Source organism: Nocardioides astragali (assembly GCF_024436375.1).
GTDB classification, from domain to species: domain Bacteria; phylum Actinomycetota; class Actinomycetes; order Propionibacteriales; family Nocardioidaceae; genus Nocardioides; species Nocardioides astragali.
Genome location: NZ_JAFMZM010000004.1, coordinates 240165 through 266573 on the forward strand (window position 1 = coordinate 240165; position 26409 = coordinate 266573).

25 protein-coding genes are annotated in these 26409 nt (G+C 71.8%); 20 read left to right on the forward strand and 5 right to left on the reverse strand.

The genetic code is table 11. From position 1 onward, the window contains the following. Positions 1-26 precede the first annotated feature (26 nt). The 5 genes from smc (at position 27) to ftsY (ending at position 6475) form a co-directional block, all read left to right on the forward strand. Positions 27-3581, forward strand: a complete 3555-nt coding sequence (gene smc, locus J3P44_RS14400) for a chromosome segregation protein SMC (RefSeq protein WP_255891128.1) — start codon at positions 27-29, stop codon at positions 3579-3581. A 10-nt stretch (positions 3582-3591) separates the two neighbouring features. Next, positions 3592-4035: an acyl-CoA thioesterase gene (locus J3P44_RS14405; protein ID WP_255891129.1), complete on the forward strand. Its 444-nt coding sequence runs from the start codon at positions 3592-3594 to the stop codon at positions 4033-4035. A gap of 100 nt (positions 4036-4135) precedes the next feature. After that, positions 4136-4312 (forward strand): hypothetical protein, encoded by a 177-nt coding sequence (locus tag J3P44_RS14410; RefSeq protein ID WP_255891130.1) that lies wholly within the window; start codon positions 4136-4138, stop codon positions 4310-4312. Between the two features lie 81 nt (positions 4313-4393). Then, positions 4394-5308 (forward strand): methyltransferase domain-containing protein, encoded by a 915-nt coding sequence (locus tag J3P44_RS14415; protein WP_255891131.1) that lies wholly within the window; start codon positions 4394-4396, stop codon positions 5306-5308. Positions 5309-5320: 12 nt separating this feature from the next. After that, positions 5321-6475 (forward strand): signal recognition particle-docking protein FtsY, encoded by a 1155-nt coding sequence (ftsY, locus tag J3P44_RS14420; RefSeq protein WP_255891132.1) that lies wholly within the window; start codon positions 5321-5323, stop codon positions 6473-6475. A gap of 66 nt (positions 6476-6541) precedes the next feature. Here the strand turns inward: ftsY and J3P44_RS14425 are convergent, their stop codons facing one another. Both J3P44_RS14425 and J3P44_RS14430 read right to left on the reverse strand, forming a co-directional pair. Beyond that, positions 6542-9517, reverse strand: coding sequence for a glycosyltransferase (locus tag J3P44_RS14425; protein ID WP_255891133.1), 2976 nt, complete (start codon positions 9515-9517; stop codon positions 6542-6544). Beyond that, entirely contained in the window at positions 9507-10451 is a 945-nt protein-coding gene (locus tag J3P44_RS14430) for a rhamnan synthesis F family protein (protein WP_255891134.1), read from the reverse strand. The genes J3P44_RS14425 and J3P44_RS14430 overlap by 11 nt, the downstream gene beginning before the upstream one ends. 204 nt (positions 10452-10655) lie before the next feature. On the opposite strand from J3P44_RS14430, the gene J3P44_RS14435 reads away from it, so the two are divergent. From J3P44_RS14435 to J3P44_RS14455, 5 genes are all read left to right on the forward strand, one after another. Continuing rightward, the gene (locus tag J3P44_RS14435; RefSeq protein ID WP_255891135.1) at positions 10656-11960 is read left to right on the forward strand and encodes an ammonium transporter; all 1305 of its coding nucleotides are present in this window, start codon (positions 10656-10658) and stop codon (positions 11958-11960) included. Next, entirely contained in the window at positions 11957-12295 is a 339-nt protein-coding gene (locus J3P44_RS14440; RefSeq protein WP_091196194.1) for a P-II family nitrogen regulator, read from the forward strand. Before J3P44_RS14435 ends, J3P44_RS14440 begins: the two co-directional genes overlap by 4 nt. A gap of 25 nt (positions 12296-12320) precedes the next feature. Then, positions 12321-14543: a [protein-PII] uridylyltransferase gene (locus J3P44_RS14445; protein WP_255891136.1), complete on the forward strand. Its 2223-nt coding sequence runs from the start codon at positions 12321-12323 to the stop codon at positions 14541-14543. Between the two features lie 128 nt (positions 14544-14671). Further along, positions 14672-16243: a signal recognition particle protein gene (ffh, locus tag J3P44_RS14450; protein ID WP_255891137.1), complete on the forward strand. Its 1572-nt coding sequence runs from the start codon at positions 14672-14674 to the stop codon at positions 16241-16243. Further along, a complete protein-coding gene (locus J3P44_RS14455; RefSeq protein WP_255891138.1) occupies positions 16240-16599 on the forward strand; it encodes a hypothetical protein in 360 nt (119 codons plus the stop codon). The genes ffh and J3P44_RS14455 overlap by 4 nt, the downstream gene beginning before the upstream one ends. A 95-nt stretch (positions 16600-16694) precedes the next feature. On the opposite strand, the gene J3P44_RS14460 is transcribed toward J3P44_RS14455, so the two are convergent. Then, positions 16695-17324, reverse strand: a complete 630-nt coding sequence (locus tag J3P44_RS14460; RefSeq protein ID WP_255891139.1) for a hypothetical protein — start codon at positions 17322-17324, stop codon at positions 16695-16697. A gap of 197 nt (positions 17325-17521) precedes the next feature. On the opposite strand from J3P44_RS14460, the gene J3P44_RS14465 reads away from it, so the two are divergent. Further along, positions 17522-18592, forward strand: coding sequence for an amidohydrolase family protein (locus J3P44_RS14465; protein ID WP_255891140.1), 1071 nt, complete (start codon positions 17522-17524; stop codon positions 18590-18592). 69 nt (positions 18593-18661) lie between these two features. Here J3P44_RS14465 and J3P44_RS14470 read toward each other — a convergent pair whose 3' ends face one another. Together J3P44_RS14470 and J3P44_RS14475 are read right to left on the reverse strand one after the other, a co-directional pair. After that, the gene (locus J3P44_RS14470) at positions 18662-19222 is read right to left on the reverse strand and encodes a hypothetical protein (RefSeq protein ID WP_255891141.1); all 561 of its coding nucleotides are present in this window, start codon (positions 19220-19222) and stop codon (positions 18662-18664) included. An 81-nt stretch (positions 19223-19303) separates the two neighbouring features. Beyond that, on the reverse strand, positions 19304-20191 hold the full coding sequence (locus tag J3P44_RS14475) for a VanW family protein (RefSeq protein WP_255891142.1): 888 nt from the start codon (positions 20189-20191) through the stop codon (positions 19304-19306). 81 nt (positions 20192-20272) lie between these two features. On the opposite strand from J3P44_RS14475, the gene J3P44_RS14480 reads away from it, so the two are divergent. The 9 genes from J3P44_RS14480 (at position 20273) to J3P44_RS14520 (ending at position 26373) form a co-directional block, all read left to right on the forward strand. Continuing rightward, positions 20273-20926 (forward strand): GNAT family N-acetyltransferase, encoded by a 654-nt coding sequence (locus J3P44_RS14480; protein WP_255891143.1) that lies wholly within the window; start codon positions 20273-20275, stop codon positions 20924-20926. 205 nt (positions 20927-21131) lie between these two features. Next, positions 21132-21677 (forward strand): 30S ribosomal protein S16, encoded by a 546-nt coding sequence (rpsP, locus tag J3P44_RS14485; protein ID WP_255891144.1) that lies wholly within the window; start codon positions 21132-21134, stop codon positions 21675-21677. A gap of 5 nt (positions 21678-21682) precedes the next feature. After that, a complete protein-coding gene (locus J3P44_RS14490; protein ID WP_255891616.1) occupies positions 21683-21925 on the forward strand; it encodes an RNA-binding protein in 243 nt (80 codons plus the stop codon). Between the two features lie 196 nt (positions 21926-22121). After that, complete coding sequence (rimM, locus tag J3P44_RS14495; RefSeq protein WP_255891145.1) at positions 22122-22712, forward strand: ribosome maturation factor RimM; 591 nt, start codon at positions 22122-22124, stop codon at positions 22710-22712. Then, positions 22709-23887 (forward strand): tRNA (guanosine(37)-N1)-methyltransferase TrmD, encoded by a 1179-nt coding sequence (gene trmD, locus J3P44_RS25560; RefSeq protein ID WP_255891146.1) that lies wholly within the window; start codon positions 22709-22711, stop codon positions 23885-23887. The genes rimM and trmD overlap by 4 nt, the downstream gene beginning before the upstream one ends. Positions 23888-24086: 199 nt before the next feature. Next, on the forward strand, positions 24087-24437 hold the full coding sequence (gene rplS / locus J3P44_RS14505; RefSeq protein ID WP_255891147.1) for a 50S ribosomal protein L19: 351 nt from the start codon (positions 24087-24089) through the stop codon (positions 24435-24437). A gap of 30 nt (positions 24438-24467) precedes the next feature. Beyond that, positions 24468-25265 carry a signal peptidase I gene (lepB, locus tag J3P44_RS14510; RefSeq protein WP_255891148.1) on the forward strand — a complete coding sequence of 266 codons (798 nt, stop codon included), beginning with the start codon at positions 24468-24470 and terminating at the stop codon, positions 25263-25265. A gap of 11 nt (positions 25266-25276) precedes the next feature. Beyond that, positions 25277-26068 carry a ribonuclease HII gene (locus J3P44_RS14515; protein ID WP_255891149.1) on the forward strand — a complete coding sequence of 264 codons (792 nt, stop codon included), beginning with the start codon at positions 25277-25279 and terminating at the stop codon, positions 26066-26068. Then, on the forward strand, positions 26065-26373 hold the full coding sequence (locus tag J3P44_RS14520) for a DUF2469 domain-containing protein (RefSeq protein WP_056602535.1): 309 nt from the start codon (positions 26065-26067) through the stop codon (positions 26371-26373). The genes J3P44_RS14515 and J3P44_RS14520 overlap by 4 nt, the downstream gene beginning before the upstream one ends. Positions 26374-26409: the final 36 nt, after the last annotated feature.

Consider the following 26409-nt stretch of genomic DNA (forward strand, 5'->3'; position numbering starts at 1 on the left):
ACCGTCCGATCGCCGGGAGCAGCCCGTTGTACCTGAAGAGCCTGACGCTGAAAGGGTTCAAGTCCTTCGCGTCATCCACGACGCTGCAGCTCGAGCCGGGCATCACCTGCATCGTCGGCCCCAACGGGTCGGGCAAGTCCAACGTCGTCGACGCGCTCGCGTGGGTGATGGGCGAGCAGGGCGCCAAGAGCCTGCGCGGCGGCAAGATGGAGGACGTCATCTTCGCCGGCACCTCCGGCCGCCCGCCCCTGGGCCGGGCCGAGGTGCAGCTGACCATCGACAACACCGACGGCGCGCTGCCGATCGACTACGCCGAGGTCACGATCAGCCGCACGATGTTCCGCAACGGCGGCTCGGAGTACGCGATCAACGGCCACGGCTGCCGCCTGCTCGACGTGCAGGAGCTGCTCAGCGACTCGGGCATCGGCCGCGAGATGCACGTGATCGTCGGGCAGGGGCAGCTCGACACGATCCTCCACGCGACCCCTGAGGACCGCCGCGGCTTCATCGAGGAGGCCGCCGGCGTCCTCAAGCACCGCAAGCGCAAGGAGAAGGCGCTCCGCAAGCTCGACTCCACCGACGGCAACCTCACCCGGCTCGCCGACCTGCTCTCCGAGATCCGACGCCAGCTCAAGCCGCTGGGCCGCCAGGCGGAGGTCGCCCGGCAGGCGGCCACCGTGCAGGCGGACGTGCGCGACGCCCGGGCCCGGCTCCTCGCCGACGACCTCGTCACCGCTCGCACCGCGCTCGAGCAGGAGATGGCGGACGAGTCCATCCTCCTCCAGCGCCGCGAGGAGGTGGAGGCCGCCGTCGCTGCCGCCCGTGAGAAGGAGGCCCGCCTCGAGGCGGCCCTCCGCGACGACCTGCCGCGCCTCGCCGCCGCCCAGGAGACCTGGTTCGCGCTGTCCGGGCTGAAGGAGCGACTGCGGGGCACCGCCTCGCTCGCCGACGAGCGGATCCGCAACGCCGCCGGTGCGTCCGAGGCCGACACCGTCGACTCGGGGCGCGACCCCGACGACCTCGAGGCCCAGGCCGAGCGCGTGCGCCAGCAGGAGGCCGAGATCGCCGAGCAGGTCGAGCAGCACCGCGAGGCGCTCGACGCCGCGGTGGTCCTCAGGCGGGCCGCCGAGGAGGCCGCGGCCGAGGAGGAGCGGCGCATCGTCGGTCTCCAGCGGGCCGCCGCCGACCGCCGTGAGGGACTGGCCCGGCTGACCGGCCAGGTCAACGCGCTGAAGTCCCGGGCCGAGGCCGCCGACGCCGAGATCCGGCGCCTCACCGACGCCCGCGAGGACGCCGCCACCCGCGCCGAGCGCGCCCAGCGCGACTTCACCGCCCTCGAGACCAGGGTCGCCGGCCTCGACGCCGGCGAGGAGGGCCTCGACTCCGAGCACGAGGAGGCGGTCGCCGCCCTCGACGAGGTCGAGGAGCAGCTGGCCAAGGCCCGCGAGGACGCCCAGCAGTCCGACCGCGACCGCGCCGGACTGATCGCGCGACGCGACGCCCTGGAGCTCGGCCTCAACCGCAAGGACGGCGCCGGCGCGTTGCTCGCCGCCACCGACAAGGTGGGCGGGCTGCTCGGCTCGGTGGCCGCACTCCTCGACGTCGACCACGGCTACGAGGCCGCCGTCGCCGCCGCGCTCGGCAGCGTCGCGGACGCGGTCGTGATGGCCGATGCCGACGCCGCGGTCCGGGCGATCGGCCACCTCAAGGACGACGACCTCGGCCGGGCCGGCCTGCTGCTCGGCGGTGCGCCGCAGGGCGACCCCGACTGGCCCGACCTGCCCGACGGAGCGACGTACGCCGTCGACGTGGTGACCGCGCCCGACGACGTACGACCTGCGCTCACGCGGCTGCTGCACCAGGTCGCCGTCGTCGACGACCTCACCGCCGCCCGCCGCCTGGTCGCGGAGCTGCCCGGCGTGGTCGCGGTGACCAAGGAGGGCGACCTCCTCGGGGCGCACTTCGCTGCCGGCGGCTCCAGCAGCCAGCCCAGCCTGATCGAGATCCAGGCGGCCTTCGACGAGGCGAGCGCCAGTCTCGCCGAGGCGACCGCGACGACCGAGCGCCTGGGCTTCGAGATCTCGAGGCTGGAGGCCATCCGCCACGACACCCTCAAGCGGGTCGACGTCGCGCTGGCCAAGCTCCACGAGTCCGACGCGACGCTGGCCGCCGTGGCCGAGGAGCTCGGCCAGTACGGCTCGCAGGCCCGTGCCGCCAAGGGCGAGGCCGACCGGCTCGAGCGGGCGATCGCCACGGCCACGGAGGCTCGTGAGGCCGACCTCGCCGGCCTGGCCGACCTCGAGGCCCGGTTGGCGGCCGCCGAGGACGTCACCGACGAGGAGCCCGACACCTCGGAGCGCGAGAGGCTCGCCGAGAAGGCCCGCGAGGCCCGTCAGGCAGAGATGGATGCCCGGCTGGCGCTGCGCACGGCCGAGGAGCGTGCCCGCGCGCTGCACGGCCGGGCCGACTCGCTGCTGCGTGCCGCCCAGGCCGAGCGGGACTCCCGCGCCCGCGCGACCGAGCGGCGCGAGCGACTGATCCGCGAGGGCCGCGCCGCGCAGGCGGTCTCCGTCGGCGTCCGCGTCGTCCTGCACCAGCTCGAGCGCTCGGTGATGCTGGCCGCCGACGAGCGGGCGGCGGTCGAGGAGTCGCGACAGGGGAGCGAGCAGCAGCTCATGGCGGTGCGGACCTCGCTGCGCGACCTCGCCCGCGAGCACGACGAGCTGGTCAACTCCGTGCACCGTGACGAGATGGCCCGCACCCAGCAGAAGATGCGCATCGAGCAGCTCGAGGAGCGTGCGCTCGAGGAGCTCGGCCTCGACCCCGACGGGTTGGTCAACGACTACGGACCCACGACCCTGATCCCGTTCTCCGGCGAGGTGCCCGAGGGCGAGGAGGCACCCGAGCCGGCCGCGTTCGTCCGCGAGGAGCAGGTCAAGCGGCTGCGCACCGCCGAGCGCGCGCTCTCCATGCTCGGGCGGGTCAACCCGCTCGCGCTGGAGGAGTTCTCGGCGATGGAGGAGCGTCACAAGTTCCTCACCGAGCAGCTCGAGGACCTCAAGCGCACCCGCAAGGACCTCCTCGACATCGTGAAGGAGGTCGACACCCGCGTGGAGCAGGTCTTCACCGAGGCCTACGCCGACGTCAGCAAGGCGTTCGACTCGACCTTCGCGCGGCTCTTCCCCGGTGGCGAGGGCCGTCTCGTGCTCACCAACCCGGGCGACATGCTCTCCACCGGGGTCGAGGTCGAGGCCCGACCGCCGGGCAAGAAGGTCAAGCGCCTGTCGCTGCTCTCCGGCGGCGAGCGCTCCCTGGTCGCCGTGGCCTTCCTGGTGGCACTGTTCAAGGCCCGCCCCTCGCCGTTCTACATCCTCGACGAGGTCGAGGCCGCGCTCGACGACACCAACCTCGGTCGCCTGCTGGAGATCTACGAGGAGCTGCGCGAGAACTCCCAGCTCCTGGTCATCACCCACCAGAAGCGGACCATGGAGGTCGGTGACGCGCTCTACGGCGTCACCATGCGCGGCGACGGCGTCTCGGCCGTGATCAGCCAGCGTCTGCGCGACGCCGAGTCGGCGTGAGCCCCCAGACATGACGGATCGGCCCTTGAGGGGCGACTACGTCGCCTGGCGCACCGCCACGACCCGGTGGCGCGACGACGACGCCTACGGCCACCTCAACAACGCCACCTACTACGAGCTGTTCGACACCGCTGTCAACGCCTACCTCTACGACGCGACCGGGGTCGACGTGCGTGCACTCCCGCAGATCGGCGTGGTGGCAGAGACCGGGTGCCGCTACTTCCGCGAGATCGGGTTCCCCGAGCCCATCGAGATGGGCCTGGTCGTGGACAAGGTGGGCACCAGCTCGATCATCTACCGGATCGGGCTCTTCCAGGGCGCCTCGGACGAGGCAGCGGCCGAGGGCCGCTTCGTGCACGTCTACGTCGACAACTCCCGCGGTGCCGGTGCCCGGCCGGTGACGCCGATGCCGGACGTCGTGCGGGAGGCCGTCGTACGCCTGCTGCGGACGTGAGCGACACCCGGTCACGCGATGACCGGAGCCCGCGCGGTCTGTGTCATGGTGGATGCGTACGGCACACAGCTGGTGCAACCCCACCCCTCGGGAGAATCCCATGACCGCGATCGTGATCATGCTCGTCCTCGGCCTGCTCGTGGCGGGTGCTGTCGTCGTCTACGTCGCCTACCCGCACCGCGGCGAGGAGATGCCCGTCGTGCCGCAGCTCGGCGACGCGATGCGCAAGGGCGTCGACTCGCTGCCCACCCTCGAGGACTCCGAGTCCCGCGTCTGAGTCCCGCGTCCGAGTCCGTTGACCGGGTGACGCCCGGCGCGGCGCCACTCGTCCGGTCCACGCGGGACTAGCGTGCAAGGCGTGACCGGCTCACGCCACACGACTCACAAGGCCTACTGCGCGGCCTGCGGGTCGATGGTGTCGCGGAGGTTCCGGCCCGGTCCCGACGGCCGTCCGGAGGCCACGTGCCCGCGCTGCGGCAGCCTCGAGCGGCACCGGTTCCTCTCCCTGCTGCTCGGCGCGCTCGCGCCGGAGCTGCGCGACCTCGACACAGTGGTGGAGATCGCCCCGTCGCGGCAGTCGACGGTCCTGCTCGACCGCCTCGGGGCACGCCGGCGGGTCAGCTTCGACGCCGGCTACGACGCCCGCGCCGTCGACGCCCTGGCCAGCCTCACGCGGCTGCCCCTACGCGACGGATCGGTCGACCTCCTGGTCTGCTACCACGTGCTCGAGCACGTGCCCGACGACTGCGCCGCCATGCGCGAGATCGCCCGCGTGCTGAGCCCGCGGGGCATCGCCCTCCTCGAGGTGCCGATCAAGGTCGGGGTCGTGACCGAGGAGGACCCGACAGCCACTCCCGAGGAGCGCGCCCGACGCTTCGGCCAGCTCGACCACGTGCGGTGGTACGGCGACGACTTCGACGCGCGCCTCTCCGCGGCGGGCCTCGCCTCGGTGCGCGTGACACCGCCGGCGCTGGTGGGTGAGGCGGCCGTCGAGTGGTTCCGGCTGATGGCCCACGAGGTGGTGTGGGTCGTGCACCCGGGTCGGGAGACGTCCTCCCCGATGCTGCCGGGCGGCACCGGTTCGGGTCTCACCGCCGCCTTCGACGCGCTGCTGGCCGACCTGGCGCGCGCCGAGGACAGGCTCGACCGAGCGCGCGAGCGTACCGACCGGCTCGCTACCCAGCGCGACGCCCTGCAGGCCCAGCTGGCCCAGGAGCGCGGGCCGCACGGATTCGCCATGCTCACCCGCCTCCGCGGCGCCGTACGCCTCTGATTGGATTGGGCCATGGGTGACTGGCTCTATCTGATCATCGGCATCGCCGTCGTCGGCGTGCTCACGCTCGCCGGCCTGCTGACCTCCGGGCGACGTCGCGGCTCCAGGCCCCGGCCCGGGGGCACGGACGTCATCGTCCCGTCCCCGGCGGAGAGCGACACCACCACCGAGGCAGCCCCGGAGCCCGCGGTCGAGACGGGGGTCGGAGCCGCCGTCGAGCCGGTCGAGGCCCCGGCCCTCGAGAAGCCGGAGGGTACGGCGTCGCGGATGGTGCGGCTGCGTCAGCGGCTCTCACGCTCGCAGGGCGGGCTCGGCAAGGGCCTGCTCGCCCTCCTGAGCCGCGACAAGCTCGACGAGGACACCTGGGAGGCGATCGAGGACACCCTCCTCACCGCCGACATCGGCGTCGCCCCCACCCAGGCGCTGGTCGAGCAGCTGCGCACCCGGCTGCGCGTGGAGGGCGGGCAGCGGCCCGACCCCCGAGCCGTGCTGCGCGAGGAGCTCATCGAGCTCGTCGGCACCGACCTTGACCGCCGCGTGCAGGTCACCGGCGCCGACGGCAAGCCGGGCGTCGTGCTCGTGGTCGGTGTCAACGGCGCCGGCAAGACGACCACCGTCGGCAAGATCGCCCGGATCCTGGTCGCCGAGGACCTGTCGGTGACCCTCGGCGCGGCCGACACCTTCCGTGCCGCGGCCGTCGACCAGCTCGCCACCTGGGGCGAGCGGGTCGGCGTCGAGGTGATCCGCGGTCCCGAGGGCGGCGACCCGGCCAGCGTCGCGTTCGACGCGGTCAAGCACGGCGTCGACCACGGCATCGACACGGTGCTCGTCGACACTGCCGGTCGCCTGCAGAACAAGGCCGGCCTGATGGACGAGCTGGGCAAGGTCAAGCGGGTCATCGAGAAGCTGGCCCCGGTCACCGAGGTGCTGCTCGTCCTCGACGCCACCACGGGCCAGAACGGCCTCGTCCAGGCTCGGGTGTTCAGCGAGATCGTCGACGTCACCGGCATCGTGCTGACCAAGCTCGACGGGTCGGCCAAGGGCGGGATCGTGGTGCAGGTCCAGCGCGAGCTCGGCGTGCCGGTCAAGCTCGTTGGGCTCGGCGAGGGACCCGACGACATGGCGCCGTTCGACGCCGCCGCGTTCGTCGACGCCCTCCTGGGCTGACCTGACGCTTCTGCACCGCGTGGACGCGCCGACCTGGCGCTTGTGCACAAGCGCCGGCTCGGCGGCTCAGCCGCGGGCGAGCAGGTGGCGTACGGCGTCGTCGACGAGCGTCTCGGCGCGCTTGTCGAAGCTGTGCTCGGCCATGATCCGCATCGCGATCTGGCGGCGCGTGGCGTTGTCGGGGAAAGCGTCGTAGGGCGGCGTGACGAGCCGGGCCAGCTCCCGCTCGTTGTCGAAGGGCAGCACCAGCCCCGAGAAGGTCTCCTCCAGCCCGTCGATGCGGTCGCTCAGGATCCGCGCGCCGCACGCGGCCGCGTCGAAGAGCCGGTTGGAGGCGAAGCTGTCGCGGCGCATGTCGAGGTGGTGGTCGTTGAGCACGACACCGGCCGAGGCGTAGAGGACGCCGACCTCCTCGTTGGCTACCCCGCCGGAGGCGATCTGCTCGCGCTCGACGAACTCGGTCCAGTCGTTGCCGTGCAGCGTGAGGGGGGCGCCGATGGCGAGCGCGCTGCGGACGGCGTAGCGGTAGATCCCCCGTGAGTTGCCGACGAACAGCAGCTCCGGGCCGGTGTCCGGCTCGGCCCGGTCGGGGTGGAACCACCGGGTGTCGGTGCACTGGAGCAGCGGCTTGATCGTGGTGCCCCACTCGCGGGTCATCCGCGCCGACCAGCTGGTGCTGGCGGCGTAGACGAGGTCGAAGTCGGCGACCTCCTCGGGGCTGATCATGTCGGGGTGGCTGATGATCCACTCGACGTTGAGCAGCCCGGGGCGGGGGGTGACGCGGTCCAGCCCGCGCAGGACGAGGAGCACGTCGTCGTGGTCGCGGGAGTCGCGCTCGCGGGCGTCGCGACGGTCGGTCGCCACGTGCTGGCCGCGGCGCTCGAGGGCATCGGCGAGCGAGCGGGCGAAGTAGGTGTCGCCCCAGCGGTCACCCCGGGAGGCGGCTGGGGAGGCGATGTCGATGGCCCACCTCAGGCGCGGCGGCGACTCGTGGATCCCCTGCACCGATCGCACGACCAGGTCGGGGACCAGCACGGACGGGGCGGTCCGGTCCTCGGGATAGGCCGAGATCCGGCGGTTGCGCTGGTCGGTCACCTCGAGCCCGGCCTGGAGCAGCAGGTCGGCCGCGCGGTCCGGGGGAGGTGTGGCGGACCCGGCCCGCAGCGATGCCATCGCGCCGATGAGCTCCTCGGGGGTGGCGTACGGCGTGCGGGAGGTGATCACGGTCTCGGGCACGACGACCGACTCGCCGAGCCCGGCCTGCCGGGCGCGCAGGCCGAGGTCGGTCTCGGCCAGGACGGAGCTGAACCGAGCGCTGAGCCCGCGCAGGGCGACAGCGGTCTGCGTGCGCAGGGCCACCATCGGCGCGGCGGGGGCGGCCACCTCGCACTGTCCGATCCGCACCGCGTCGCTGACCGGGAGGCCGGCGAGGAACAGCTCGGGGTTGGGGTTGACCTGGCTGAAGCGGGCTCCGGCGCTGAGGATCACGCCGTCGAGGTCGACCACCAGCGGCTGCGCCACCGCCACGCCGGGCTCGTGCACGACCGAGGCCAGGCGTTCGGCGATCGGCTGCCGCGGCGGCATCGCCTCCGGTCGGACCAGGAGGACGGTGCTGCCGGCGGCCAGCGAGATGCCGACGTTGGTGGCGGCCGACGTGGAGACGCCGGCGGGCACGGAGACGAAGCGCGCGCCGGAGATGATCGCGGCGACGGAGGCGGCCAGCACGTGGTGGGCGCGGCGCAGCCGGACCCCGACCAGGATCAGCTCGGAGCCCTCACGGGGCACCGAGCTCAGCCACTCGACGGTGCGGCGTGGCTCGATGCCCAGCGGCAGGACGTGGCTGACCAGGTCCTCGGACGTCTCCCGGCCCGCTGCCGCGTCCCAGTCGACCAGCTGGCGCTCCAGGACGACGGAGTCCCAGTCGTCGCCGAAGCCGGTGGCGGGCGTCTCCGGCCGCTTCAGGACCGGTACGTCGACCGCGAGCAGCTCGTGGTCGCGCGAGAGCCGGAGCAGGAGATCGCGCTCGGCGGAGCCCCCGAGGCTCTCGTCGAAGCCCCCGACGTCCTTGATGGCGGCGCGCCGCAACAGCGCCGTCGTGAGGTCGACCGGGCGACCGCCCACCAGCTCGATACGGTCTCGACCGACGGCCCCCGCGCCCGCCAGGACGGCCGCGGCGCCGGTGTGGTGGGCGTGGGCCAGGAGCTCGCCCAGCATCTCGGGGAGCCACTCGCGCCCGAGGGGGAGGAAGGCGACGTGCTCGGCGGTGCTGTGCTCGAGCGCGGCGTTGAGCGCGCGAGCGTGCCCGCAGCGCGTCTCGCGCACCAGCGTGATGCGGTCGTCGAAGGCGGCCATGCCCTGCAGCACGGCGGCCGTGTCGTCGGCGGACCCGCGGTCCACGGCCACCAGGTGCCAGTCGGCGAAGGTCTGCGCCTGCAGCGACGCGACGGTCTCGTGCACCAGCGGCCCGGCGTCCTGGGCCGACATCACGACCGTGACGGCGGGCGAGGTGCCGAGGCCGGCCGAGAGCGCGGGTGCCGGGCCGACCAGCTCGGGACGGTCTCGGACGACCTCGGCGCGCCAGGCGGCGGCGGCCTCGATCGCGGCGGCGCGGTAGGTGCCCCACGAGACCTTCTTGGGCAGGATGCGCGTCGGGAGCGGGGTGCCGGGGCCCGAGACGGAGAGCCAGTAGGACAGCGCGCCGTAGGGGTGGTGGCGCGCCTCGGGGTGGGCCGCGAAGATCAGGCGGGGGTCGGCCAGCGGATGTGGGGCGATCCGGTTGCGCCGCCGCCGCTCGGAGACGTACCAGAGCACCGGGTGCTGCCCCAGCCGCTGCCACGAGCGGCGCCGGCCGATCCACTGCGCCTCGAACAGCGGGTGCGGGGACACGTCGCCCGCGTGCACGGCGGCCCGCGCCGCCTCGTGGGGCGACTCGAAGGTGGTGCCGAGCTGGGCGGCGACGTAGTCGGCGTCGATCAGGCCGGAGTCGACCAGGACCTCCTCGGCGTCGTCGAGCCTCACCTGCTGGCGACGCTCAGCGCGCATCGGAGTACCTCACCCGCGGGAACAGCGGCTCGAGCGCGAGCGGTGTGGGCAGCAACCGCTCGGTGTCGCGCAGCGGGTAGTACTGCGCGGTCTCCTCGAGGAACTCCCGCACCCCCGCGAACCGCTGGGGGAAGCGGCGTTCGCACAGCTCGAGGAGCCGTCGGGCATCCAGGTTGTAGGGGTCATAGCGCAGGGTGTCGATCTTGACGTAGGGGAGCCGAGCGTTGTCGAGCACTCGGTCGGCCAGGCTCCGTGCCGGGTTCCACGGCTCGTTGGCGCGCTCGCGCCACTCGCGGACCTCGGCCCGGTTGCGCGGGAAGTGCGAGCGGTGGGCCGCCCACCAGCGCATCCGCTCGCGGGCGATGCGCTGGTCCTCCGGGGTCTCGACGAAGTAGGTGTCGGAGCTGAAGCCGGCCTCGTAGAGCCGCCGGGACATGCCGACCTCGTAGCGCTTGATGACCTGTCGGCGCTTGGAGATGGGCTCCATCTCCTCCCAGAAGGTGGTGAACGCGCGCGAGCCGACGACCCACGGGCGGAAGGCGATGAAGAAGGACTGGATGTGCGGCGCGACGCGCTCGGCGGCGGTGAGCCCCCAGAAGTCGCACGGGCGCGTGGCCATCGCCTCGAACACGGGGTCATAGCTGTCGAGGGCGAAGACGTAGGTGTCGTTGCAGACCACCACCTCGTCGTACGCCGTCAGGTCGCCCGCGGCGTCGAGGCCCACCTTGTAGCTGAAGAAGTCGTAGCCGTAGTTGGCGCGCTCCACGACGACCGCCCGCTCCGAGAGCCAGGAGCGGGCTGAGTCCTGCAGCTGGGCGGTCGTGCAGACCAGGAGGGTGTCGACCGACGCAGCCAGCGCCTCGACCTGCCCGCGTACGTGCGGTCGCAGCTCTCCGGCGACGTCGTAGTGCGCCATCACGGCCAGTCTGGACACGGCCGAACACTAACAAGGAGCGGTCGTGGGCCGATCTGTTCACACTCCCGTAACACAGCGGCCGATTACGTAGCCTGCGCGCAACATGCGTCGCGGCCCGGCGAAACCTCCCCACCGCAGGCTTCGGATGAACATGTGGGCCCCTGCATGACACCGGCGTCATGAGCTCGGCGGACCACATCCCGTACGTTTCCTGGAGGTTCTGTGGACGGCTATTACGCCTTCATGCTGGTGGCGACTGCCTTCGTCCTGATGATGACGGTGCCCGCACTGGCCCTGTTCTACGGCGGCATGTCCCGGTCGAAGTCCGTGCTCAACATGATGATGATGTCGTACGTCGCGGCCGCCATCGTGGGCATCCTGTACGTCGCCGTCGGCTGGTCGATGGGCTTCGGCGGTGAGGGCACGTTCTTCGCCAACCCGTTCGAGCTGTTCTGGCTCGACGGCGTCTCGACCGGCGACTACGTCTTCGTGATGTTCCAGATGACCTTCGCGATCATCACCGCCGCGCTGATCAGCGGCGCGGTCGCCGACCGGATGAAGTTCTCCGCGTGGGTGGTCTTCGTCCCGCTGTGGTCCCTCATCGTCTACTTCCCGATGGCCCACATGGTCTTCAGCTGCACGGACAACTCGCTCATCTGCGGCCGCATCGGCGCCCAGGACTACGCCGGGGGCACCGCGGTCCACATCAACGCCGGTGTCGCGGCCCTCGTCCTCGTGCTGCTGCTCGGCAAGCGGATCGGCTGGCCCCGCGAGCAGATGCGCCCGCACAACCTCACGCTGACCATGCTCGGCGCCGGTCTGCTGTGGATGGGCTGGTACGGCTTCAACGTCGGCTCGATCGTCTTCGGCGACGACCCCGAGACCCAGTTCCCGCTCGAGACGGGGCGTACCTTCGCCACGACGACGCTGGCCACCATGGCCGCCATCCTCGGCTGGCTGCTGGTCGAGCGCCTGCTCCATAAGAAGGCCACGTCACTCGGCGCCGCCTCCGGCATCGTCGCGGGCCTCGTCGCGATCACCCCGGCCACGGGAGCGGTCAACCTCTCCGGTGCGGTGGCCATCGGCCTCATCGCCGGCGGCGTCTGCGCCTGGGCCGTCGGCCTGAAGTACAAGCTCGGCTATGACGACTCGCTCGACGTGGTCGGCGTGCACCTGGTCGGTGGCATCATCGGCACCGTGCTCATCGGTGTCTTCTCCACCTCCGACGGCGCCGGCGGCGTCGACGGCCTCCTCTACGGCGGCGGGCTGGGCTCGCTGGGCGACCAGGCCCTCGGTGTCGTGGTGGCCGTCGTCTACTCCGGCATCCTCACCGCCGTCATCGCCCTGGCCATCAAGTACACGATGGGCCTGCGCCTCGACGAGGAGGACGAGGTCAACGGCATCGACCTCGCCGCACACGGTGAGACCGCCTACGACCTGCACAGCGGGACCAGCGGCAGCGGCAGCGTCCTCGCCGCCAGCACCTCCGCCAGCACCCCGACCAGCACCAAGGGAGTGAACGCATGAAGCTCGTGACCGCGGTCATCAAGCCGCACAAGTGGGAGGACGTCCGCGAGGCGCTCGAGACCTTCGGCGTCGCCGGGATGACGGTCTCCGAGGTCAGCGGCTACGGCCGTCAGAAGGGCCACACCGAGGTCTACCGCGGTGCCGAGTACGACATCGCGCTCGTGCCCAAGATCCGCATCGAGATCGTGGTGGACGACGCCGACTCCGACGACGTGGTCGGGATCATCGTCAAGACCGCGCAGACCGGTCGCATCGGGGACGGCAAGGTCTGGGTCAGCCCGGTCGACACCGTCGTCCGGGTTCGGACCGGCGAGCAGGACGCGTCCGCGCTCTGATGGCCACCCTCTCGGGGCCTCTGCCGTGACCGCAGCACAACGCCAGACCAGGGCCACCTCGGCCGACGAGCTCTGCCGGCAGGCGTACGCCGCCTCGGGCGGGCCCGCCACCGGGGTGGCCCTGGTCGCGGTCGGGGGCTACGGGCGCGCCGAGCTGGCCCCGCACTCCGACCTCGACGTGGTGCTCGTCCACGAGGACGACGTCGACCTCGGTGAGCTCGGCAGCGCGCTGTGGTACCCCCTGTGGGACTCCGGGCGCCGGCTCGACCACTCAGTGCGCTCGATGAGCCAGATGCTGGAGGCGGCCGCCGACCTGCGCGTCGCACTGGGCCTGCTCGACGCGCGGCACCTGGCCGGCGACCCCGGGCTGACCCTGCGCCTGCGCACGACGATGCTCGCCGACTGGCGGCGCCAGGCCCGGACCCGACTGCCCGAGCTCAAGGCCCTCACGCACAAGCGCCACGACGTGACCGGAGAGCTGGCGCACGCCTCCGTCCCCGACGTCAAGGAGGCCGAGGGCGGGCTGCGCGACGCCGGCGTGCTCAAGGCGATCGAGGCCAGCTGGCTGGTCGACGCCTCCACACCCGCGCTCGAGGCGGCTCGCCAGATGCTGCTCGACGTGCGCGACGAGGTCCACGACGTGGCCGGTCGTCCCAGCGACCGCATCGCCCCGGAGATGTGGGGCCCGCTCGCGCAACGCCTCGACCTCGCCGACCCGGAGGCGGCGCAGCGGCACGTGCGCTCCTTGGGCCGGCGGATCGCCCACCTCTCACGCCTGGCCTGGCGGCGTACGGACGCGGTGATGTCGCGGACGACGGGGGAGAAGGGACGTCGTACGCCTGCCCTCGAGCGCGTGGCTCCGGGGATCGCGCTCTCGCGCGGCGAGGTGGTGCTCGACGCCGGCACCAAGCCCGGCGACGACCCGACCCTGCTGCTGCGTGCGGCCGCCGAGGCGGCCAGCCGGGACGCGGTCCTGGCCCCCACCACTGCCGCCCGGCTCGTGCGGGAGGGAGCCGAGCTTCCCGTGCCGTGGCCGGCCCCGGCCCGCGACGCGCTCGTCAGGCTCCTGGCCAGCGGCCCCGGCCTGCTCCCGGTCTGGGAGACGCTCGACGAGATCGACGGCATCGAGACGTTCCTGCCCGAGTGGGAGCAGATCCGGCTGCTGCCGCACGCGTCGGCGATCCACCGCTTCACGGTGGACCGCCACGTCGTCGAGACCTGCGCCGAGGCCGGAGCGCTCATCCGCAGCGTCCGCCGACCCGACCTGCTCCTGGTCGCCGCGCTGCTCCACGACATCGGCAAGGGCTCGCTGCACGACCACTCCGTCGCCGGCGAGCCGCTGGCCCGCAAGATCGTCGCCCGGATGGGCTTCACCGACCTCGACGCGGAGGTCGTCGCCTCCCTGGTCCGCTGGCACCTGCTGCTCGCCAACCTCGCGACCACGCGTGATCCCGACGACCCGGCCACCACCGCCGAGCTGCTGACCCACGTGCCCGACGGGGCCAGCCTCGAGCTGCTCCGGGCGCTGACCGAGGCGGACGCCCGGGCCACGTCCTCGGCCGCCTGGACGACGTGGCGGGCCTCGCTCATCGATCGGCTCGTCTCCCGCGCCGGCCACGCCCTCGGCGCGGAGATCTCCCACGTCGTGCCCTCGGAGGCCCTGCCGATCCCCGACGTCGTACGCCGTGAGCCCGGCGCGGTCTCCGTCGAGGTCACCCCCCACGAGGTCGGCGCGACCATCACGGTGGTCTCGGCCGACCGGGTGGGGCTGCTCGCCGATGTCGCCGGGGGGCTGGCCGCGCTGCGGGTGCCGGTGCACGCCGCACGGGCGTGGGCGCAGGTCGACAGCGACGGCGAGTGGGGCGTGAGCGCGTGGGAGGTTCCCGACGCCTACCTCGACGCCACCGTCGTCCGCGACCGGATCCGGCGCGTGGTCGAGGGCAGCCAGCGCCTGCCCGAGCTGCCGGTGCGCGCGCCCGACGAGCTGCCGCCGATCGTGGAGGTTCGTCCCGACGCCTCCCGGGCCTCGCTGGTCCTGGAGATCCGCACGTCGGACCGCCCCGGCGTGGTCCACCGCGTGCTGACCACCCTCGCCGGGCTCGGCCTCACCGTGGCCTCCGCGCACGTCTCGACGCTGGGCCCGCAGGCGGTCGACGTGTTCTACGTCCAGGAGGTCGGGGGCGTGCGTCCCACCGAGGAGCGCGCAGCAGCGGCCGCGCACGCCGTACGCACTGCGCTGGGCGGCTGAGACCGCGTTCCGCGTCGAGGCGGAACGGCGGGGGTGGGGCGGTTAGGCTGGCACGTCGTACCACCTATGACTTCAGCCACGACTTCAGCCATGACTTCAGCCATCGATGCGAGGGACTGACCCACACCGTGTTCGCCACACTCTCCGACCGCCTTGCCGACACCTTCAAGAACCTGCGGGGCAAGGGCCGGCTCTCCGAGGCCGACATCGACGCCACCGCACGTGAGATCCGCATCGCACTGCTCGAGGCCGACGTCGCGCTGCCCGTCGTCAAGGAGTTCGTGGGTGCGGTGAAGGAGCGGGCCCGCTCCGAGGAGGTCAGCGGCGCGCTCAACCCGGCCCAGCAGATCATCAAGATCGTCCACGAGGAGCTCGTGACGATCCTCGGTGGGGAGACCCGCCGGCTGCGCTACGCGAAGTCCGGCCCGACCGTCATCATGCTCGCCGGCCTCCAGGGCGCCGGCAAGACGACGCTCGCGGCCAAGCTGGCGCTGTGGCTCAAGGGGCAGGACAAGACCCCGATGCTGGTCGCCGCCGACCTGCAGCGCCCCAACGCCGTCCAGCAGCTCCAGGTCAACGGCGAGCGCGTCGGCGTGCCCGTCTTCGCCCCCGAGCCCGGCAACGGCACGGGCGACCCGGTCGACGTCGCGCGCGCCTCGATCGAGGAGGCCCGGCGCAAGCTCCACGACGTCGTCATCATCGACACCGCCGGGCGTCTCGGTGTCGACCAGGCGCTGATGCAGCAGGCCGCCGACATCCGCGACGCGGTGCAGCCCGACGAGGTGCTCTTCGTCGTCGACGCGATGATCGGCCAGGACGCGGTCACCACCGCCCAGGCCTTCCTCGACGGAGTCGGCTTCGACGGCGTGGTGCTGACGAAGCTCGACGGCGACGCCCGCGGTGGCGCGGCCCTCTCGATCCGCTCGATCACGGGCAAGCCGGTCATGTTCGCCGCCAGCGGCGAGAAGATGACGGACTTCGACCTCTTCCACCCCGACCGGATGGCCTCGCGCATCCTCGACATGGGCGACATGCTCACCCTGATCGAGCAGGCCGAGAAGGCCTTCGACTCCGAGCAGTCGCTGAAGGCGGCCGAGAAGCTCGCCACCAAGGGCGGGTTCACGCTGGAGGACTTCCTCCAGCAGATGATGCAGATCCGCAAGCTCGGCTCGATGACCAAGATCATGGGGATGCTCCCCGGCATGGGGCAGTTCCGCGACCAGCTGGAGAACTTCGACGAGCGCGAGATCGACCGCATCCAGGCGATCATCCAGTCGATGACCCCCGCCGAGCGGGACAACCCCAAGATCATCGACGGCTCCCGCCGCGCCCGCATCGCCAAGGGCTCGGGCCGCCAGGTCTCCGACGTCAACCAGCTCGTCGACCGCTTCTTCGAGGCGCGCAAGATGATGGAGCAGATGGCGCGCGGGGGTGGGGTGCCGGGGATGCCCGGTGTGCCCGGGATGCCAGGCATCGGCGGCGGCAAGCGCGCCGGCGCCCGCCAGCAGCCCCAGGCCAAGGGCAAGAAGGGCAAGAAGCGGGTCTCGGGCAACCCGGCCAAGGCCGCCCAGCAGAAGGCCGCCGAGCAGGCCGAGAAGGCCGCCAACCCGTTCGGCAACCCCGATGGCGCCGAGGTCGACTACGAGAAGGCCGCCGAGCAGCTCAACCTGCCCAAGGACTTCTCCCAGTTCCTGAAGTGACCACCCTCGTCGTCGACGGTGCCAACGTCGTCGGGTCCGTGCCGGACGGCTGGTGGAAGGACCGGGCGGGCGCCGCACGCCGCCTGCACGAGCGGCTGCTGGTCGCCGACACGGCGTACGACGAGATCGTGCTGGTGCTCGAGGGACAGGCGAAGGCCGGCGTGCGCGCGGGCCGTGACGCCCATGTCACGACCGTCCACGCGACGCGCGACGGCGACGCCGAGATCCGGGAGCAGGCCCGACGGGCTGCTGAAGCCGGTGAGCGGGTCGCGGTGGTGACGGCCGACCGGGCGCTGGCCGCCAACGTGTCGCCCGTCCAGGTGCTGAGCCCGTCGTGGTTGCTCGACCGGCTCTGACCACGCGGACGGCACGGAGACATGACAGTGGCGCCGCCCCGAGGGGCGACGCCACTGCTGATCAGCGGACCGGGTCGGTCACTGGATCGGTTCGATCACACGCCCAGGTTGAGCAGGCCGAGGATCTGGTTGAGCAGGGTGCGCAGCTGGCCGAGGAGTCCGGCGAGCGGGCCCCCGTCCAGCAGTCCGGCCACGGCGCAGAGCAGGTTGCCGAGCAGGTTGCCGGGGCCGGGGACGGCGACGATGTCGAGCACCACGCGGTTGAGGTGGATCTCGAGGCCGAGGATGTTGAGGTCCAGCGGGCCGAGCACCAGGTTGAGGATCTCGCACTGGGCGGCCCGGTTGGCAGTGCGGGCGTCGGTGACGGACTGGCCGTTGATCTTCTTGACCGGGATCTTCTTGATGCCGGCGAACTTCGTGCGCGAGCCGTCGGCGTCGGTGATCTTGCCCTGCAGGAAGCCCTTCGCGTAGAGCACGCCGTCCCGCTCCACGAACCGCGTCGGCGTGAAGGAGCCGGTCACCTTGCCGCCCTCGGACGTGCGACCGACGACCGTGCTGGTGATCTTGCCGAGGTCGGACTTGCCCACGACCGACCTCGTCGACTGCGTGTCGGACGCGGCCGAGGCTGCGCCGATGCCGACCGAGCTGAGGCCCACGGCCATGACGAGTGCCAGGACGCCTGTGGTGAGCGCCGTGGAGATACGAGATGCGAAACGTGTGGTCATGCTTCCCTCCAACGTTGATGTCAATCGCGGCGCAGCTGGTAGCCGTGCCGTCTGAAGCCCCTCCCGCTGGGGGCGATCACGCCCCGGACATCGTGTTCGACGCTAAGTGGTATGGACCACACGCCACACCCCCGTGAGGGTGGTGGTCGCCCAGGGCCGGATTCACCGCTCGAGAGTCACGCCCTAGGGTCGATCCCATGACTGCCCTGCGCTTCCGAGGCCCGGTGCTGCCGGACGGAGAGGCCCACGACCTCTACGTCGTGGACGGCCGGATCACCTACGAACCGCAGGCCGGGGCCGACACGGTCGCCGAGGGTTGGATCGTGCCGGGCCTGGTCGACGCCCACTGCCACCTCGGGCTCGACGACTTCGGAGCGGTGGACGAGGCCGCGACCGAACAGCAGGCGATCGACGACCGCGACGGGGGAGCGCTGCTCATCCGAGATGCCGGCTCGGCCGCCGACACCCGCTGGGTGCACGAGCGCGACGACCTGCCGCGGCTGATCCGCTGCGGACGCCACATCGCCGCCACCAAGCGCTACATCCGCGGCTACGCCCACGAGGTCGAGCCAGGGGACCTGGCCGCGTACGCCGCCCAGGAGGCACGCAACGGCGACGGCTGGGTCAAGCTGGTGGGCGACTGGATCTCGCGCGACGAGGGGGACCTGGCGCCGTCCTTCCCGGCCGAGGCGTTCGCCGATGCCATCGACGCCGCCCACGCCAACGGGGCGAAGGTCACCGCGCACTGCTTCGGCCACGGCGTCCTCCCCGGCCTGATCGAGGCCGGCATCGACTGCATCGAGCACGGCACCGGACTCACCGAGGACCTCATCGACGCCATGGTCGAGCGCGGCACCCGCTTGGTGCCCACGGTCATGCAGCTCGACAAGTTCCCCGAGCATGCGGCGGCGGGGGAGGAGAGGTTCCCGGCGTACGCCGCGACGATGACCGACCTCTACGCCCGGATGCCGGCCACCATCATGGCCGCCTACGAGGCGGGGGTGCCGATCTACGCCGGCTCCGACGGTGGCGGCATCAGCCGGCACGGCAACATCGCGGGCGAGATCGAGGCCCTGGTGCGCATCGGGATGCCGGCGCGCGACGCCCTCGGCGCCGCGAGCTGGCGGGCGCGCGAGTGGCTCGGCGTCGACGGCCTGACCGAGGGGGCGTCGGCGGACTTCGTGGTCTACGACCGCAACCCCGTCGAGGACCTGTCGGTGCTGCGTACGCCGACCCGCGTGGTCCTTCGCGGGCGCAGCGTGGTCTGAGGCGAGCCACCACATGACGAAGGGCGGCCACCCGGCAGGGTGACCGCCCTTCGAAGGACGCGACTTACGTCAGGAAGCCGTGGTCTCGGCCTCGGGCTCGAGCTCGGCCTCGGCCGCCTGCACGTGCGTGCGCACGGCCCGGATGTCGGCCTTGGTGCTGGTGGCGGTGATCTCCAGCGCCGCTGCCTCGGCGGCGGCGAGGTGCGCGACGGCCTCGGGGTCGGCCGCGGCGGCCTCCTCGAGTCCCTCCACCTTGTCGAGGACGTTGACGACGATCCGGAGGTTCTCGACGCGGAAGGAGCGCAGCTCCTTGCGGGCGGCGCGGGTGTCGACGGTGCTGTCGGCGGCCTCGACGCTGGTCTTGAGGCCGTCGAGGGCGGTGCGCGCGTCCGTCACGTTGGAGACGAGCTCGGCCTCGGTGTCGTCGGCCAGGTCCTGGACCGCGGTGCTCGTGGACAGCCGAGCCAGGCGCGCGTCCTTGCCGGCGATGTCCTTGAGGAGCTGCTTGGTCTGGGCCTTGACCGTCTTGGGCGTCGCCGGCGCTGCCTCGGCCGTGGAGGCCAGGGCGGACGGGGCGGCCAGCGCGGCGGTCGCGAGGGCGGCGGCGGAGAGACGTCGTGCGTGGTTCATCGAGAGTGCTCCTGGGGGTTGGGATGGAGTACTGACCCCGCCGAGTGTGCTGCAGACAACTGGTCTAGACAACTTGAACTCTCAGACGTCGATGACGTCGATTTCCGGACCGGGTTCGTAGACCACCAGCGCACAGTTGGACTTCACCTGCTCGTCGCCGACCTGCTCGCCGCTGCGGCGGTCGATGACACGACGCCAGATCTGGTTGCGCCGGAAGACCTGGCCGTCGCGCCGCAGGAACTGCTCGCCGCGCGCCTCGACCGCGAAGGAGTGATCGGGGCGTACGTCGCTCCGGAGCTGGCCGTGCAGGTAGCGCTCGCCGACCCACGTCCGGAGCTGGAAGGTCTGGTCGGTGTCGTTGCGCACCACCAGGTCGACGTAGTTGTAGACGATGGAGCAGCCGACTCCCCACGGCAGCACGCGCCCGCGGTCGGGGAACGGGTCGAAGGAGTGTTCCGAGCGCTCGACGACCGTCAGCCGGGAGTGCAGCACCATCCAGTGGACGAGGTTGGCCAGCTGGCAGATGCCACCGCCCACACCGGCGTCGGCCGAGCCGTTGGAGAGCCTCATCCCGTCCACGTAGCCCTTGCGCCTCGTGCAGTTGCCCACCACCCGGTTGAACGAGAACGTCTCACCCGGAGCGATCACCAACCCGTCCATCCGCGACGTGGCGAGCCTCAGGTTGGTGACCTTGTTGTGCTGCAGGTGCATCCGGTCGGGATCGAGCTCGCGCAACAGCAGCGACCCGTGCTGCTTGAGACGCACGGGCAGGTCGTCGGTCCGGTGGCGCGCGGCCCACACCACCCGCCCCGACCACGCGTCCCGCACCCACTGCGTACGCCGTCGCGCGCGGTGCACCAGCATCGCCGCGGGGAGCAGCCACGGATGGCGCTGGGTCAGGCGCGGGGGCGCGGTGAGGCGAGCCGGGAGCTCCAGCGGCTCCAGTGGCCCGGGCGGCGCGGTGGTCACGTCTCGGAGACGCCGCGGACGCCCGTTTGGTTGCCTCGAAACGATTTGCACCCGGGTCAGCGGATCCACTGGGATGGAGAGATGAGTACCGCTGCCGACCTCTTCCCGCCCCTCGGGCTCACCATCGAGGCCGGTCCGGTGGTGCTGCGCGGCCTCTCGGACGAGATCCTTCCCGAGCTGTGCGAGCTCGCCGTGCGAGGCATCCACGAGGCCGACGCGATGCCCTTCTACTTCCCGTGGACCGACGCGCCGCCCGAGCAGCTCGCCCGCAACACCGCGGCGTACCACTGGCGCGCCCGGGCGGACTTCGGACCGGCGGCATGGGGGCTGCACCTCGCGGTCTTCCACGAGGGTCGACTCGTCGGCACCCAGGGCTTCGAGACCTCCGACTACCTCGTCACCCGCACCGGCGAGACGGGGTCGTGGCTCGGCCGGGAGTTCCAGGGACGCGGCATCGGCACCGCGATGCGTCAGGCGATCTGCGCGTTCGCCTTCGACCACCTCGACGCCGCCGCGGTGACGTCGGGCGCCTTCCTGGACAACCCGGCCTCGCTCGCGGTCTCCCGCAAGCTCGGCTACCAGCCCAACGGGGTCCGGCGCCTCAAGCGCCGCGAGGGGGAGCTCGCGCTCAACCAGGGGCTCCTGCTCACGCCCGACGACTTCGTCCGCGGCCCACATCCCCTCCGAGTGTCCGGGGTGCCGGAGCTCCGGGCGTGCATCGGGCTCGACGGGTAGCCTGCGAGTCGACAGATCGGCGTCCCGCCAGCCGAGCGGGGCCGATTGGTCGCGGGGGCCGAGCCTCTGGCAGAATCTCTCCTTGTGTCCTGCGCGCCCGGACCCTCTCATCCGAGCGACGCAGCGCCCATCGAGTGACCAGACCCGGTGCCCCACCTGGCGAGGGTCGCTCACCCACGACAACTTCTGAGGAGACACCACAAACGTGGCCGTCAAGATTCGTTTGAAGCGCCTGGGCAAGATCCGGGTGCCGCAGTACCGCATCGTCGTCGTCGACTCGCGCAAGAAGCGCGACGGTCGAGTGCTCGAGGAGATCGGCAAGTACCACCCGAAGGAGGAGCCGTCCTTCATCGAGGTCACCTCCGACCGTGCGCAGTACTGGCTCGGCGTGGGCGCCCAGCCCACCGAGGCCGTCGAGGCGATCCTCAAGGTGACCGGCGACTGGCAGAAGCACAAGGGCCTGCCGGGCACCGAGGGCACCCTCAAGGTCAAGGAGCCCAAGCGCGCCAAGATCGACATCTTCAACGAGGCGCTCAAGGAGGTGTCCGCCGAGTCCAAGGGTTCGGCGACGACCTCCAAGAAGAAGGCCGACAAGGCCGAGAAGGTGGAGAAGGTCGAGAAGGTCGAGGAGCCCGCTGCTGAGGCGCCTGCCGCCGAGGTCCCCGCTGCGGAGACGCCCGAGGGTGCCGCCGAGGCCGCGGAGGCCACCGAGACGGTGACTGCCGAGGACGCCGGCAAGAGCGAGGCGTGAGCGACGTGCTGGCCGAGGCTCTCGAGCACCTGGTCCGTGGCATCGTCGACCACCCCGACGACGTCGTGGTCCGCGACAAGCAGCTGCGTCGTGGCTCGATCCTCGAGGTCCGGGTGCACCCCGACGACCTCGGCAAGGTGATCGGCCGCAACGGCCGCACCGCGACGGCGTTCCGCACCGTCATCTCGGCCCTCGCGGGCCGCGGCGGTGCGCGGGTCGACTTCGTCGACACCGACCGGCGGCGCTGACCACCGCACGTACAGCCTGACCGACGGGCGCCACCCTGCTGGGGTGGCGCCCGTCGTCCATTCCCGGGCTGGGGCCGGCTGTGTCGGTTTCCCCGGTTACCCGGGGAAATGGGCGGTTACCGGCCGAAACTTCGCGGGTGAGGCTCCAGTTTCCCCGGGTACCCGGGGATCGCAACCGGGGCGCTAGCCTCACTCCGTGAGCGATCAGGAACCAGGTGACATCGAGGTCGTGGTCGGCCGCATCGGCAAGCCCCACGGCATCCGGGGGGAGGTCACCCTCGACGTACGCACCGACGAGCCCGACCGGCGGTTCGCGCCCGGCACCACGCTCCGGGCGGAGGCGCCCGCCGGGGCGGACCGCCGGCCGACCGCCCTCACCGTGGGGCGCGCGCGCTGGCACCAGAGCACCCTGCTCGTCACCTTCGAGGAGCTCCCCGACCGCAACGCCGCCGAGGCCGTGCGCGGCACCGTCCTGTACGCCACGATCGGCCACGACGAGAAGCCCGAGGACCCCGAGGAGTACTACGACCACCAGCTCGTCGGGCTCGCGGTCGTCGACCTGGACGGCACCCTGCTCGGTGAGCTGAAGGCGGTGGTGCACGGTTCCGCGCAGGACCTGCTGACCGTACGCACCCCCGACGGGCGCGACGCCCTCGTGCCCTTCGTCTCCGCGCTCGTCCCCGAGGTCGACCTCGACGCCGGGCGCGTGGTGGTCGCCGACCGCCCGGGTCTGGTCACGCCCTTCCCCGACGACGTACCCGACGACGCTGCAGAGGACCAGACGTGAGGATCGACGTCGTCACGATCTTCCCCGACTACCTCGCCCCACTGGGCCTGAGCCTGCCCGGCAAGGCACGCGACAAGGGCCTGCTCGACGTCGCCGTCCACGACCTGCGCGACTGGACGACGGACCGTCATCACACCGTCGACGACACGCCCTACGGCGGCGGCGCGGGGATGGTCATGAAGCCGGAGCCGTGGGGGCAGGCGCTGGACGCCGTCGCACAGGGCGCCACGATCGTCTTCACCACGCCCAGCGGCGAGCCATTCACCCAGCAGGTCGCCCAGGAGCTGAGCGGTCACGAGCACCTGGTGTTCGCGTGCGGGCGCTACGAAGGCATCGACCAGCGGGTCGTCGAGCACGCCGCGACCCAAGGCACGGTGCGTGAGATCTCGCTCGGCGACTACGTCCTCAACGGCGGGGAGGTCGCCGCGCTCGCGATCATCGAGGCGGTCGTGCGGCTGCTCCCCGGCTTCATGGGCAACGCCGAGTCGCTCGTCGAGGAGTCCCACGCCGACGGCCTGCTCGAGTACCCCGTCTACACCAAGCCCTCCTCCTGGCGGGGCCGTGACGTGCCCGACGTGCTGCTCTCCGGGGATCACGCGAGGATCGCTGCCTGGCGCCGCGAGCAGGCCGCGCGTCGCACCGCCGACCGCCGGCCCGACCTGTTGCCGCCGACCGGCGCGGTCACCGGCCTCCCCGACCTCGACGTGCGTCCTGCGGTCCCCGCCGACGCCGGCGAGCTCTACACGCTCCAGCGCGCCTGCTGGCTCCAGGAGCTGGAGGCCAACCCCGGCGTGGACATCCCGGCGCTGCGCGAGTCGCTGGACGACGTACGCCGCGGGCTGGGGGAGTGGACCGTGATGGTGGCCCGCGAGCCCGTCTCCGGACGCCTGGTCGGAGCGGTGCGCGGCCGGGTGGACCGTCACGGCGAGTGGGACATCGGCCGGATCATGGTCGCCCCCGACCTCCAGGGGCGCGGCCTCGGTCGCGCGCTGCTCGAGCTCGTCGAGGCTCTCGCGCCGCCGGAGGTGGCGACGTACGTCCTGTTCACGGGGGCGGGTTCGACCGACAACCTCCGGATGTACAAGAAGGCGGGCTTCCGCCTGCGACCGGACCGCAAGGCTCCGCCGGGAGCCGTCGTGCTCACCAAGCAGGTCTCCCGGCGGATTTCACGCTGACCGTCCCGCTCTGGCAGACTTCGCTCTTGGTCCGCTCGAGGCCAGGGTCGCCCGGACTCATCCCATCGATGCAGCACCCCGGGGTCCCGCCGAACCGCACCTGCCACAGGGGGCGCACCGGCCGGCCAGCACGAGCACCAACCGAATCCACCAGCACCTAGATTCCGCGGTTGACCTGTGGCACTCGCGAGGAGCAGTCATGACCAACGTCATCGCCGACATCGGCAACACCCTCAAGCGTGACGACGTCCCGGCCTTCCGCGCCGGCGACACCATCAAGGTCCACGTCAAGGTCATCGAGGGCAGCCGCTCGCGCGTCCAGGTGTTCCAGGGCGTCGTGATCCGCATCCACGGCTCCGGCATCGGCCGCACCTTCACCGTCCGCAAGGTCTCCTTCGGCGTCGGGGTCGAGCGGACCTTCCCGCTCAACTCCCCGATCTTCGAGAAGATCGAGGTCGTGACCCGCGGTGACGTCCGACGCGCCAAGCTCTACTACCTCCGCAACCTCCGCGGCAAGGCCGCCAAGATCAAGGAGCGCCGCGAGGCGTGAGTTCAACCAGAGACTGGTTAGTCTCTGCGCGTGACTTCTGACGACCGCGGTTCCACGTCCGCCACCATGGACGAGGCGCCGCGGTCGCCGCGTTCGGGCCGCAAGACCAAGCGCAAGCAGCTCCCGCTGTGGCAGGAGACGATCCTGCTCCTCGGGGTGGCGCTCGTGCTGGCCGTGGTGATCAAGACGTTCTTCGTCCAGGCCTTCTACATCCCGTCGGAGTCGATGGAGCCGGGGCTGATCCTCAACGACCGGATCCTCATCCAGAAGGTGTCCTACTGGGGCGACGACGAGCCCGAGCGCGGCGACGTGGTCGTCTTCAAGGACCCGGGCGGCTGGCTCAGCCCGGTCGACGCGGCCGGCCCCACCAACCCGATCGCCCAGGCGATGGCCAAGGTCGGCCTCTACCCCACCGGCGGGCACCTCGTGAAGCGCGTCATCGGCGTCGCCGGCGACACCATCCAGTGCTGCGACGAGGAGGGGCGGCTCCTGGTCAACGGGCAGCCGCTCGACGAGGCCGACTACGTCAAGCGGATGGGCGCCAAGTGCAACGGCCCGATGCCCACCAACGGTGCCTGCGACGAGGACTGGAAGGTCGGTCCGATCCCCGAGGGCCACATCTTCGTGATGGGCGACAACCGGTCCCGCTCCGCCGACTCCTCCCAGCACATGTGCAGCACCGACGAGACCGAGTGCGTCCCGGGCGACGAGTTCATCTCGGTCGACCTCGTGGTCGGCAAGGTCTTCGTGCTGCTCTGGCCGGCCGATCGCTTCCGCTGGGACACCCGTCCGGCCACGTTCGAGGACGTGCCGGACCCGTCCTCGTGAGCGGTGGTCCGATGACGGCGCCCCTGCCCTCGCCGCTCCCGTCGCCCCCGCCCTCGCAGGGCGCGGTGACCGTACGCCGTGACGCTGGCCTGTACGGCTACGAGCGCGCGCTGCGTCGAGCCGGCCTCGAGCCCATCGCCGGCGTCGACGAGGCGGGTCGCGGCGCCTGCGCCGGTCCGCTTGTCGCCGGAGCCGTCGTCCTGCCGCCCGGCAAGGCGGGCATCGTGCCCGGGCTCGCCGACAGCAAGCTGCTGACCGAAGCCGCCCGCGAGCGCGTCTACGCCCAGGTCGTACGCCGTGCCCTGGCCTGGTCGGTCGTGGTGATCGAGTCCGAGGAGTGCGACCGGCTCGGCATGCACGTCGCCAACGTCGAGGCGCTGCGACGCGCGGTGGCCCGCCTGGAGACCCGTCCGTCCTACGTCCTCACCGACGGCTTCCCCGTCGACGGCCTCGGCGTGCCGGGGCTGGCGGTGTGGAAGGGCGACCGGGTGGCGGCCTGCATCGCCGCGGCCTCGGTCATCGCGAAGGTGACCCGCGACCGGCTGATGGTCGACCTGCACGGCTCGTGGCCGCAGTACGACTTCAAGACCCACAAGGGCTACTGCACCGCCGAGCACGACGCGGCGCTGGCCGAGCACGGCCCCTCGCCGGTGCACCGGATGCGCTTCGTCAACGTACGCCGCGCCGCAGGACTCGAGCCGCTGCCCGAGCCCGGGACGGACCCGGCCACTAGTGTCGGGCGTGAGCAGCTGGGCACGTCCCCGGTAGGACTGGAGCTGGGCACGACGGAGGAGGACGCATGAGCGCCGAGGATCTCGAGAAGTACGAGACCGAGATGGAGCTCACCCTCTATCGCGAGTACCGCGACGTGGTGGGCATCTTCAAGTACGTCGTGGAGACCGACCGTCGCTTCTACCTGTGCAACCAGGTCGACGTGAAGGCCCGCTCGGAGAGCGGTGACGTGTTCTTCGAGGTGTCGATGACCGACGCCTGGGTGTGGGACATGTACCGACCGGCGCGCTTCGCCAAGAACGTGAAGGTGCTGACGTTCAAGGACGTCAACGTCGAGGAGCTTGCCCCCCGGGAGATCGACCCGCCCAAGGACTGACGGGCCACCAGCCGTCCACAGGTGGCGTGGTTCCGG